Source organism: Gemmatimonadales bacterium, from assembly GCA_041390145.1.
GTDB lineage: Bacteria > Gemmatimonadota > Gemmatimonadetes > Gemmatimonadales > GWC2-71-9 > SPDF01.
Genome location: JAWKQM010000024.1, coordinates 1 through 10,612 on the forward strand (window position 1 = coordinate 1; position 10,612 = coordinate 10,612).

The 10,612-nt window shown below is 67.3% G+C and carries 10 protein-coding genes; 8 read left to right on the top strand and 2 right to left on the bottom strand.

What is annotated here, in order from left to right; all coding sequences use genetic code 11:
* Positions 1–109 precede the first annotated feature (109 nt).
* The 6 genes from R2910_14005 to R2910_14030 all read left to right on the top strand — a co-directional run bounded on the left by R2910_14005 (position 110) and on the right by R2910_14030 (position 6,464).
* The gene (locus R2910_14005; protein ID MEZ4414094.1) at positions 110–1,078 is read left to right on the top strand and encodes a threonine/serine dehydratase; all 969 of its coding nucleotides are present in this window, start codon (positions 110–112) and stop codon (positions 1,076–1,078) included.
* Positions 1,079–2,509, top strand: coding sequence for a diguanylate cyclase (locus R2910_14010; GenBank protein MEZ4414095.1), 1,431 nt, complete (start codon positions 1,079–1,081; stop codon positions 2,507–2,509).
* Entirely contained in the window at positions 2,506–3,489 is a 984-nt protein-coding gene (locus R2910_14015) for a serine/threonine-protein kinase (GenBank protein ID MEZ4414096.1), read from the top strand. The genes R2910_14010 and R2910_14015 overlap by 4 nt, the downstream gene beginning before the upstream one ends.
* Positions 3,486–4,571, top strand: coding sequence for a thiamine pyrophosphate-dependent dehydrogenase E1 component subunit alpha (locus tag R2910_14020; GenBank protein ID MEZ4414097.1), 1,086 nt, complete (start codon positions 3,486–3,488; stop codon positions 4,569–4,571). Before R2910_14015 ends, R2910_14020 begins: the two co-directional genes overlap by 4 nt.
* A 165-nt stretch (positions 4,572–4,736) precedes the next feature.
* Complete coding sequence (locus tag R2910_14025; GenBank protein MEZ4414098.1) at positions 4,737–5,513, top strand: dienelactone hydrolase family protein; 777 nt, start codon at positions 4,737–4,739, stop codon at positions 5,511–5,513.
* 240 nt (positions 5,514–5,753) lie between these two features.
* Complete coding sequence (locus R2910_14030; GenBank protein ID MEZ4414099.1) at positions 5,754–6,464, top strand: hypothetical protein; 711 nt, start codon at positions 5,754–5,756, stop codon at positions 6,462–6,464.
* On the opposite strand, the gene R2910_14035 is transcribed toward R2910_14030, so the two are convergent.
* On the bottom strand, positions 6,394–7,053 hold the full coding sequence (locus R2910_14035; protein ID MEZ4414100.1) for a TetR/AcrR family transcriptional regulator: 660 nt from the start codon (positions 7,051–7,053) through the stop codon (positions 6,394–6,396). The two genes, R2910_14030 and R2910_14035, sit on opposite strands and share 71 nt — an antisense overlap.
* Before the next feature lie 91 nt (positions 7,054–7,144).
* Between R2910_14035 and R2910_14040 the strand changes: the two genes are divergently transcribed.
* Both R2910_14040 and R2910_14045 read left to right on the top strand, forming a co-directional pair.
* A complete protein-coding gene (locus tag R2910_14040) occupies positions 7,145–8,290 on the top strand; it encodes a saccharopine dehydrogenase C-terminal domain-containing protein (GenBank protein MEZ4414101.1) in 1,146 nt (381 codons plus the stop codon).
* Between the two features lie 114 nt (positions 8,291–8,404).
* Positions 8,405–8,965 carry a thioredoxin family protein gene (locus tag R2910_14045; protein ID MEZ4414102.1) on the top strand — a complete coding sequence of 187 codons (561 nt, stop codon included), beginning with the start codon at positions 8,405–8,407 and terminating at the stop codon, positions 8,963–8,965.
* Here R2910_14045 and R2910_14050 read toward each other — a convergent pair.
* On the bottom strand, positions 8,910–10,612 hold a 1,703-nt coding region (locus R2910_14050), incomplete at its 5' end, for an ABC transporter ATP-binding protein (GenBank protein ID MEZ4414103.1). The two genes, R2910_14045 and R2910_14050, sit on opposite strands and share 56 nt — an antisense overlap.

Sequence of the window (10,612 nt, forward strand, 5' to 3'; positions counted from 1 at the left end):
ACATGCTCGTGGACGTGGCGCGCGTGGTGAAGGAAGACGACAGCGGCACCGAGGAGCCGACCGGCGACGAAGCCGCCGCGCCTGCCGGTGACGACACGGACGAGGGCTGATGAACACCGTCCACGCGCCCTCTGTCACCCTCGAGGACATCCGCGCCGCTGCCAAGACGATCGCGGGCGTCACGGCGCGCACGCCGCTGGTCGAGATGCCGGCGCTCACCAAGCTCACCGGACATTCGGTGGCGCTGAAGTGCGAGCAGATGCAACCGATCGGGGCCTTCAAGGTGCGCGGCGCCTACAACGCCATTCAGCGCATGCCGAAAGAGGCGCGGGCCCGCGGGGTGATCACCTACTCGAGCGGCAACCACGGGCTGGCCGTGTCGTGGGCCGCGTCGCAGGTGGGGGTCCGTGCCGTCATCGTGATGCCAGACACCGCTCCCCAGGTCAAGGTGGACGGGGTGCGCAAGCTCGGTGGCGAGGTGGTGTTTGTAGGCCCCAGGTCGCTCGATCGCAAGGTGAAGGCGGAGGAAATCTGCGCCGCCGAGGGGCTGGCCATGCTGCCGCCCTTCGATCACCCGGATGTCATTGCAGGGCAGGGCACCTGCGGCGTGGAGATCCTCGAGGCGTGGCCGCATGTGGAGACCATCCTGGTGCCGGTGGGTGGCGGCGGGTTGCTGGCCGGCATCTGCGTGGCCGTGGCCGGCATGCACCCCGAGGTGAAGGTGGTGGCGGTCGAGCCGGAGGGCGCGGCCAAGCTGACCGCCGCGATGGAGGCCGGTGGCCCCTCCACGCTGGAGCGCGCCACCAGCATGGCCGACGGGTTGCTCACCCTTTCGGTGGGCTCGATGACCTATCCGCTCATCGCACCGGTCATTCACGAGGTGGTGACCGTGTCCGACGAGGAAATTGCCGCGGCCGTGCGCCTGCTCCATCATGAGGCGGGGTTGCGCGTGGAGCCGTCCGGGGCCGTCACAACCGCGGCGCTCCTCGCCCGGAAGGTGCGGCCGCATGGTCCGGCGGTGGCGGTGGTGAGCGGCGGCAATATGGACGAGGACTTCTTCGACCGACTGGTGAACTGAATGAGCCTGGCCCCGAAGATCATCGTCGCGGACGACGATCAGGCCCTGACCCGCACGCTGTCCTGGATTCTCAAGGACAACGGGTATGAGGTCACGACCGTGCCGGGCGGCGAAAATCTCTTCGATCACCTGCTCGCCGAGCAGTTCGACCTGCTCCTCCTCGACATCATGATGCCCAAGGTGGACGGGCTGCAACTCCTCGAGAAGGTCAAGACCGACTATCGGTTCAAGGACCTCCCCGTCCTGATGATCTCCTCGATGCCTCCCGAAGAGGCGACGGTGCGCGCCCTCGGCCTCGGCGCCGCCGACTTCATTTCCAAGCCCTTCCGGGTGCGCGAGCTGCTGGCGCGGGTCAAGGCGCACCTCCGGACCGGCCGCGAGCTCAACCAGGCCCGTGCCGAGGCGCGTTCCCGCACGGAAATGGTGGACATCCTGCAGGAGGTGACCGCTACCCTGAAGCCGGACGAGATCTACCAGATTCTCGTGCGACGGGTGGCACGCGGCCTTCGGATCTCGAAGTGCTCCATCCTGATCGGCTCGCCCGAGGACGAAGCGGGCACGGTCGTGGCGGCGTATGAAAACCCGATGCTGCGCAACCTGCGCGTCGACCTCCGGCGTTATCCCGAAATCCAGCAGGCGCTGAAGACCGGCGAGGTCGTCCTCGTGCAGGATGTGCTGACCGATCCCCTCTATTCGGCGGTCCGGGCTGAGTGGGAAGCGGAAGGGGTTGCCGTGCCGACCCGCTCCGCCCTGGCCCTGCCGTTCCAGCTGAAGGGCCAGCAGGTGGGAGTCTTCTTCCTCCGGACCACCGCCGAGGATGCGCCGCTCAACCAGCAGGATGTCCAGTTTGCGGACCAGGTCATCAAGGCCGCCGTGGCCGCGCTCGAGAAGGCCTACGACCTCGAGACCGCCATGGACGGCCAGGAACACATGCGGCACCTGGCGGAGACCGATCCGCTGACCGACACCTACAACCGGCGTGCCCTGAGCGAGAAGCTGGTCCAGGAAATGGAGCGCGCCGAGCGCTACGGCACGGTGCTCACCTGCCTGATGGTGGACATCGACGAGTTCAAGAAGATCAACGACGAGCACGGTCACCTCACCGGCGACCGGGTGCTGCGCAGCCTGGCCAACCTCCTCAAGCGCGAGCAGCGCGCCGTGGACGTCCTGGCCCGGTATGGCGGCGAGGAGTTCACTCTCCTCCTTCCCGAAACGGGACCGACCGGTGCGCGCATCTTCGCCGAACGGATCATCCGTCGCGTGGCGGCCCATGATTTCGGCGAACCGGGCCGGCCGGTGCACGTCACCATCAGCATCGGGGTGGCCACCTACCCCGACGAGCGCATCTCCGACCCGGAGTCGTTCCTCAAGCTGGCCGACGCCAACATGTACAAGGCGAAGGCGGACGGCCGCAACCGGTTCCGGGATTGAGCGCGCTGCGCTGCCCCCAGTGCCGGGCAGTGTACGCCGAGCCGGCGCGGTTCTGCACGCGGGATGGGACCGCGCTCGAGCCGAAGGAAGAGGCGTCCGACCTGCCCGGCACCGTGCTCGATGAACGCTTCGAGGTGCGGCAGCAGATCGGGGAGGGGGGGATGGCGGCGGTCTTCCTGGCGTCCGACCGGACCACCGGGGCCGACGTCGCGGTCAAGGTCCTCGCCCCACACCTCATGACGGATCCGCAGTCCGTCGAGCGCTTCAAGCGCGAGGCGCTCGTCGCCAGCCGGTTCAACCACCCCAGCGTCTGTCCCATCCTGCAGCTCGGCGCCACGCCCACGGGACTCGTCTATCTCGTGATGCCCTGGCTGCCGGGGGAGGCGCTGCACGAGCGGATCAACCGCACCGGACCGCTGCCACTCGCGGAGGGGCTCTCCTTGCTGCTGCAGGTGGTGCGCGGCCTGCAGCATGCGCACGAGCTGGGTGTGCTGCATCGCGACCTGAAGCCCGAAAACATCATGCTGGTGAACGATCCGGCGCTGCCGGGCGGCACCCGCGCCGTGGTCATGGATTTCGGCCTGGCTCTTGAACTGGTGCGGCGCCCGGTCAGCCAGAAGCTCACGGCGGCCGGGGTCATCCTTGGCACCCCGGAGTTCATGAGCCCCGAACAGATTCGCGGGCGCGACCTGGACGCCCGCAGCGACGTCTATTCGCTGGGCATCCTCGCCTTCGAGATGTTTGCCGGGCGCCTCCCGTTCGACGGCGAGACGGCCCAGGAGCTCCAGATCGCTCGCCTGCGCGGACAGCCGACGCAGCTGCGTATGGTGCGGCCGGAAATGCCGGCGCGCCTGGAAGCGGCGTTGACGCGTGCCCTCGCCATGGATCCCACGAACCGGTTTCCCACCATGGCCGCCTTCGGCGATGCCCTCGATACCGTCCTCCGGTCCACTCCTCCCAGCGAAGCGGGGCAGGCATGAAACGCTACCCGGCGTTCGAGCCGCCCGAGTACGTGAACTGGAAGGCCGATCCGGCGCTGGTGGACGCCTTCCGCGCCACCGTCAACCGGGTCCCGGAACGGCAGCAAGTGGTCGCCCGTCTCTCGCGCGACGAGCTGCTGACCCTCTATGCGCGCCTGGTGCGCGCGCGGCAGCACGACATCGCGCTCTCGCGATGGGTCCGGCAGGGCGTCATCACCAAGGCGTGGCTTGGCACTGGTGAGGAGGCAGCGACGGTGGGGCCCGTCTTTGCGCTGGACCACGAGACCGATTTTGTGGCGCCGATGATCCGGAACGCCGCCGCCTGCTGCGACATGGGGATGCCGCTCGCCGACATGCTGCGGGCCTATCTCGCCACGGCTGACTCCCCCTCCGCGGGTCGCGACCTGCACGCCGGCTCGCAGTCGCACCATGTGCTGCAGCCAGTCTCGCCCGTCGGGGTGATGGTGCCGGTGTCGGCCGGGATCGCCCTTGCCGGCCGGATCAGCGGCACGCCACGCGTGGTGATGAACTGGGTGGGCGACGGCTCCGCCAAGTCGGGCGCCAGCCACGAGGGACTGAACTTCGCCGCGGTGCAGCGGCTCCCGGTGGTCTACATTCTACAGAACAACCAGGTCGCGCTTGGCACGCGGCTCGACCAGCATCATCTCGGCGGGGATTTCGCCGACTGGCCCGCCGCCTACGGCATGGCGGGTTGGAGCTTCGACGGCAACAACGTCCTCGATTCGTATGCGGCGGCCGTGCTGGCGGTGGAACGGTGCCGCCGCGGCGAGGGGCCGGTTCTTCTCTTGGCCAATACCTTCCGCATGGGCGGGCACGCCACGCACGACGAGCGCGAGGCGCGCGCGACGTTCCCTGCCGAGCTGTTCAGCTACTGGGGCCAGCGCGACCCGATCGGCCTCTACGAGGAGTATCTGAAGGGGGCCGGCGTGAGCGAAGCAGAACTGGCCGACGTCGAGTCCGCCGCCACCGCCGTGGTCGAGGCGGCGGCGGAGGCAGCGCTGGAGAGCCGGCACCACCTGCCGGAACCGGAGTCGGCACTTCGGGGTGTCTACAAGGACTGAGGTCTGAGCGAGAGTAGAGAGGTTACGAGGGAGGGTCGGAGAGGAAGGAGGGTCGGAAGACCGCTTGATGGTTCTGTTGCGACACCTCCAATGCAGTTCTCCGACTCTCCTTGACCTCCGACCCTCCCGCGTCCCCTTCGTAACGCTCGAGATAAGGAGATTGCCGTGCGCCGCTCCATTCCACTCCTGACGGCCGTTGCCGCGGTCGCGGTCCTTGCCGCCTCGGCAGCGCGCCCGCACTCCGCAGCCGAGCCCCATGCCCAGTGGGTCAAGTTCGCCAACGCCGCCGGGGACTCGATTCCCGCATACGTGGCCTGGCCGGAGCGGAAGGACCGCGCGCCGACGGTGCTGGTCATCCACCAGATCTTCGGCCTGACGCAGTGGGAAACGACCGTGGTGGACAAGCTCGCGGCGCAGGGCTACGTGGCCATCGCCCCCGATCTCCTCGCCTCCAAGTACGGCAAGTCGCCTGCGAACCCCGACTCGGCGCGGAAGCTCTTCGCGGGGCTCACCTCCGACCGGATCATGGGCGATCTCGACGCCACCGCCGCCTTCGTGGACACGCTCCCCGGTGCGGCGCGCGGCCAGATGGCCAGCATCGGCTTCTGCTGGGGTGGTCAGCAGAGCTTTGCCTACGCGACCCACAATCCGAAGCTCAAGGCCGCCGTCGTCTGCTACGGCCCAGCCCCCGACTCGGCAGCCATGGCACGCATTCAGGCGCCGATCCTTGGCGTGTATGCCGAGAGGGACGCCCGGGTGGACGATCCGTTGCCACAGGTGAGCGCCACGATGAAGGCGCTTGGCAAGTCGTTCACCTACGACATCTACCCTGGTACTGGTCACGGGTTCTTGACGCCCGGCCGAATGGGGAACGACACCGACCAGCCGGAGCGGGCGTGGGAGCGGATCTTCGAGTTCTACGAGCAGACCTTGAAGGACTGAGGGCCGAGGACCGAGGTCCCACATGCCCATGACTGAACACGCGGGAGAGTCGGAAGAGAGGGAATGCCGGAGAAAAGCTCGATGTGTGGGTGCGCCTCCCGAGCAATCTTCCGACCCTCCTCCGCCTCCGACCCTCCCTCGTCTACTGTTAATTTGAGATCAATGAACCGAATCGTGCTGTCGTGCCTTCGTGCCTGCTGCCTCCTGTCCCTGGCGGGAATCTCGGCCTGCCGGGTTTCCATGTCTCCGGTCCAGAATCGCCTGGCGCCGGGGGAGGAGCCCTTCGCCGTCTTCGTGGCGACCGGCGAGGCGGGCGTCGGCGATCTGTTTGCGGTCCGCGCCGACGGGGGCACCACCTTCCCGATCACCTACACCCGCGTCCGCGAGATGGCCCCCGCGCTCTCTCCCCTCGGAACCGACATCGCGTTCATCCGTGAAGGGGTGCGCGATGACCCCTCCTCCCGCCGTGTGGTGGTGATGAATCTCCTGAACGGCGCCGAGCGGGTCATCCCCCCGGGCGACACCCCGCCCGACGCCGTGGCATGGAGCGAGGACGCCACGCTGCTCTATATCCGGGCAGGGGCAAGCACTCTGGTGGCTCACGCGCCCCCGGCTGAGCCGGCGCCCCGGATCCTCGACAGCATGGAGGCCGTGCACGCCGACTCCGCATTCGCCGTGCTCGTGGGCTCGCCGGCCTTTGCGCAGGTGATCGATTGCCCGGAGGGTGGCATCTGCGTTGAACAGGGCGGCGGCGAGCGCACCCTGTATTCCGCGGACGGCAGGGGCCCCGTGCGGTGGGGAAGCGACTCGGTGGGTTATTTCGTCGGGGCGTCATTCTTCATCCGCCCCCTCGGGCCGGGGCGGATGCGTGAGCTTCGGCTCACCCCGCCGCGGCTGGATCCGAGGCAGATGACCTATTTTCCGGGGCCGGCAGGGCAGGGGCCGCAATAGCGCTCCACGCCGACTCGATGGCTTGCCCGACTTGCGGCTGGTCCATCGTCCACTCGCGCGATGCCACCCGCTCGATGACAAACCCCAGGACCACCAGCCAGATTGAGGTCCAGAGTTCCGCCGGACCCGCCCGCACCATCCCGTCCGCTTTCCCCGCTGCGACGACTTGTTGGACTGATTCGCGAAACTCGCGCGCCGCGTCACGGCTCGGTACGTCGAGGAAATTCGCGTCGCGCTGGCGGAGTAGCATCCTCGCCCCCGCCGGGTCGCGCTCCGCCGTCTCCACGAACCGCCTGGCAATCCGTGTCAGACGCTCGGGCGCCTTGAGTGACCGATCGGCGTCCACTTCCTTGACCACGCCGGTGGCCCAGCGCTGGGTGCCCCGGTACACCTCGTTGAGGAGATGCTCCTTGCTGGTGAAGTGACGGTAAATCGTCCCTTCCGCCACCCCCGCCCGCTGGGCAATGATCGGGGTGGTGCTGGCCAGAAACCCTTCTCCTGTAAAGAGTTCCAGGGCTGCCCGTAGGAGCTTCTGCCGGGTTCCCTCACCGTCGCGGCGGCCGGATGGGGGGGAGGCTGGGGTCGTCATCGTGCTCCAGGGATCTGGGTTGAAGCCGGAAGCCGCTCCGGGGTAGATTTCAAGGCTGTCTCGAAACTCGTGATTTGACAAGGACTAATGTATGAAGATGCTGGTTCTCGGTGCCGGCCTCCAAGGCTGTGCAACCGCCTTCGATCTGCTTCAGAACCCGGCCGTCACCCAGGTGACCATTGCCGACCTCTACCCCGAGCGCCTGGCTCCTTTCCTCGACCCCTACAAGGGGACCGACCGACTCCAGGCCGTGAAGCTCGACGTCAAGGATCTGCCGGCGGTGACCGCCCTGATGCGCGGCCATGTGTCCGTCATGAGCGCCATCCCCTACTACTTCAACGGTCCGATGGCCGCTTGTGCGGTCGAGGCGGGCTGCAACTTCGCCGACCTCGGCGGCAACACCGAAATTGTCTTCGAGCAGAAGAAACTGCACGATGCAGCCCTCGCCAAGGGACTCTCCGTCATTCCCGACTGCGGGCTGGCCCCGGGGATGGTCAATATCCTGGCTGCCGAGGGCATCCGGCGGTTCGACAAGGCGGAGAAGGTCAAGATCTTCGTGGGCGGGTTGCCCCGCCATCCGGAGCCGCCGCTCAACTACCAGATCGTGTACTCGCTCGAGGGCGCGCTGGACTACTACACCACCACCTCCTGGATCCTCCGCGGCGGCAAGCGCACGCCGATCGAAGCCCTGAGCGAGCTGGAGCCCGTGGTCTTCCCTGAGCCGGTCGGGACGCTCGAAGCGTTTCATACCGCGGGTGGTGTCAGCACCATGCCGTTCAGCTACGAGGGGAAGGTGGACGTCCTGGAATACAAGACGCTCCGCTACCCCGGGCATGTGGCCATCATGAAGCCGATCCGCGAGCTGGGCCTGCTTGGCAATGAGCCGATCGACGTGAAGGGCGTGCAGGTACGGCCCCGGGACGTGTTCATCGCCGCGGCCACCCCGGTCCTCAAGAAGCCGAAGGCCGAAGACCTCGTGGCGCTCCGCGTGGAGGCGAGCGGCATCAAGGACGGGAAGGCCGGCACCGTGGTGTGGCAGCTGGTGGACTACAAAGACATGGAGCGGAACATCAGCGCCATGATGCGCACCACCGGGTACTCGCTGGCCATTACCGGGCTGATGCAGGCCGATGGCCGGGTAAAGGCAAAGGGGGTCCTGACCCCCGACGAGGCGATGCCGTTCCAGGCGTACGTGGACGAACTCGCCGCGCGCGGGGTACAGATCCGGGAACTCTAGCCGCTCTCCCGGTGTTCATGGGGTGACGGACGAAAGAGCCGCCGTCGGGATCATCCCGCCGGCGGCTCTGTCACATCGGCCAGGCTCCACGAGCAGGCCCGGAAGGAACGCAGCATGCTTGATTTCCCATCGCTCTGGCGGACCGCGCTGCCGTACCATGACTTCGTGGCGGCGAGCACGAAGCACTGCGGCCTATGGGTCGGCGTCCACAAGTTTGCCAGGCTGCCGCAGTGGTCGAACGGTCTCGACCTCGGGGCCACTCCGCGCCGGCTGCTTGTGCTGGCGGAGGACTGGTGCGGCGATGCGTCGAATACCATCCCTGTGCTGGCCAAGCTGGTCGAACAGGTGCCGGGACTGGAGTTGCGCGTGCTCCGTCGCGATGAGCACCCGGAGGTGATGGACCGGTACCTCACGAACGGGTCTCGGTCGATCCCCATCGTGATCGTGCTGGATGCCGATTTCATGGAAGTGGGCCACTGGGGCCCTCGCCCGGCGGAGCTGCAGGCGTGGGTGATGGCCAATCGGGACAGCATGCCGAAGGGCGAACTCTATCCGCAGGCCCGCAAGTGGTACGCCCGCGACCGCGGCGAATCCACCCTGCGCGAAGTGATGTCCATCGCTACGGGTTCTGTGATACCCGCGCCGGCGCCGGTGCAGAATCCAGCTCCGGCGTGAAGTCCTCGCCGGGATTGATGAAGCGGTCCATTTCCACGTTGTACTGCCGATCGTAGAGCTGCCGGTAACGCCCGTTCAAGGCCAGCAGCTCGCGATGCGTCCCCCGCTCGACAATGTCACCGCCCTCCAGCACCAAAATCTGATCCGCCGTCACGATGGTTGAGAGCCGGTGGGCGATGACGAAGGTCGTCCGCCCCCGCCGGAGCGCCCGCAGGCCGTCCTGAATTTGCGCCTCGCTCTCGCTGTCGAGTGAACTGGTCGCCTCGTCGAGTATGAGGATCTTCGGGTTGGCAAGAATGGCCCGCGCAATGGCGATCCGCTGGCGCTGTCCCCCCGAAAGCTTGATCCCCCGCTCACCGACCACCGTGTCGTAGCCATTCTCGAAGCCGCGGATGAACTCATCGGCGTGGGCGATTGTCGCCACCGCCTCGATCTGCTCCCGGGTGGCGTGCGGGCGCGCAAAGGCGATGTTCTCGGCGACGGAGCCGTCGAAGAGGAAATTCTCCTGCAGCACCACCCCGATGGCCCGGCGGAACTCGTAGAGCCGGATCGTGGCGAGGTCACGGCCGTCGATGAGCACGCGGCCGGACTTCGGCCGGTTGAACGCCATCACGAGTGAAATGAGGGTGCTCTTGCCGCCGCCTGACGCCCCGACCAGCGCGGTCGTCGTCCCGGCAGGCGCCTCGAAAGAGATCCCCTTGATGACCGGCACGCCGGGGTTGTATTCGAACCACACCTGGTCGAACGCCACGTCGCCGCGGATGTCGCCCACCGGCTTCCGAACGGCATCCTCCTGGTCCTCGGTGGCGAGGAGGCGAATTTCGCGAATCCGGTCGAGCCCGGCAAACGCCTCGGTGATCTGGGTGCCGATCGAGGCAATCTGCACCATCGGCGCTGCCATCAGGCCGGTAAAGAACACGTACATGATGAGGTCGCCGACGGTCATCCGCCCGGCCAGCACGTCGCCGCCGCCCACGAGGATCATCAGCACGCCGATGCCGCCCACGATGGCGGTGGCGAAGGCGCCTGTCCCGGAGATGGCCGTCATCGACTGGGCCACGTTCCGGAAGAGCCGGTGCGCCCCGGTCGCGAAGACGTACCGCTCCCGCCGCTCGGCGCTGTACGCCTTGACGATCCGGATGCCGCCGAGCGTCTCGGCCAGCCGTCCGGTCACGTCGGCGTTGATCTTTCCACGCTCGCGGAAGAGCGGACGGAGGCGCTTGAAGAAGATGGCCATCCCGCCGCCGAAGATGATCAGGACCGTGAGCGTGACGGCGGTCAGCTTCCAGTTGAGCCAGAAGAGCACGCCCACCGCGATGGCCGCGGTCACGAACCCGCCGACCAGTTGCACCAGGCCGGTGCCGACCAGGTTCCGGATGCCCTCCGCGTCCGACATGATCCGCGAGATCAGCACGCCCGTCTTCGTCGAATCGAAATAGCTGACCGGGAGCCGGGCTACGTGGGCCTGGACCCGTTTCCGCATGTCAGTGATGGCCCGCTGCGCGGCGACGCCAAGCACTTGTGAGAGGGCGAAGCCGGTCACGGCCTGCACCAGTGTGGCCACGCCGACCGCCAAGGCGATCCACGGCAGTAGCTGGGCGTGCTGCTTCCCGATCACGTCGTCGATGAGGTACTTGGAGGAGGCGG

Bases quoted from the DNA above. Each gene is read 5' to 3' on its own strand.
- R2910_14010 (MEZ4414095.1), top strand. From the start codon at position 1,079: ATGAGCCTGGCCCCGAAGATCATCGTCGCGGACGACGATCAGGCCCTG.
- R2910_14045 (MEZ4414102.1), top strand. From the start codon at position 8,405: ATGCTTGATTTCCCATCGCTCTGGCGGACCGCGCTGCCGTACCATGAC.
- R2910_14035 (MEZ4414100.1), bottom strand. From the start codon at position 7,053: ATGACGACCCCAGCCTCCCCCCCATCCGGCCGCCGCGACGGTGAGGGA.
- R2910_14030 (MEZ4414099.1), top strand. From the start codon at position 5,754: ATGTCTCCGGTCCAGAATCGCCTGGCGCCGGGGGAGGAGCCCTTCGCC.
- R2910_14020 (MEZ4414097.1), top strand. From the start codon at position 3,486: ATGAAACGCTACCCGGCGTTCGAGCCGCCCGAGTACGTGAACTGGAAG.
- R2910_14005 (MEZ4414094.1), top strand. From the start codon at position 110: ATGAACACCGTCCACGCGCCCTCTGTCACCCTCGAGGACATCCGCGCC.
- R2910_14040 (MEZ4414101.1), top strand. From the start codon at position 7,145: ATGAAGATGCTGGTTCTCGGTGCCGGCCTCCAAGGCTGTGCAACCGCC.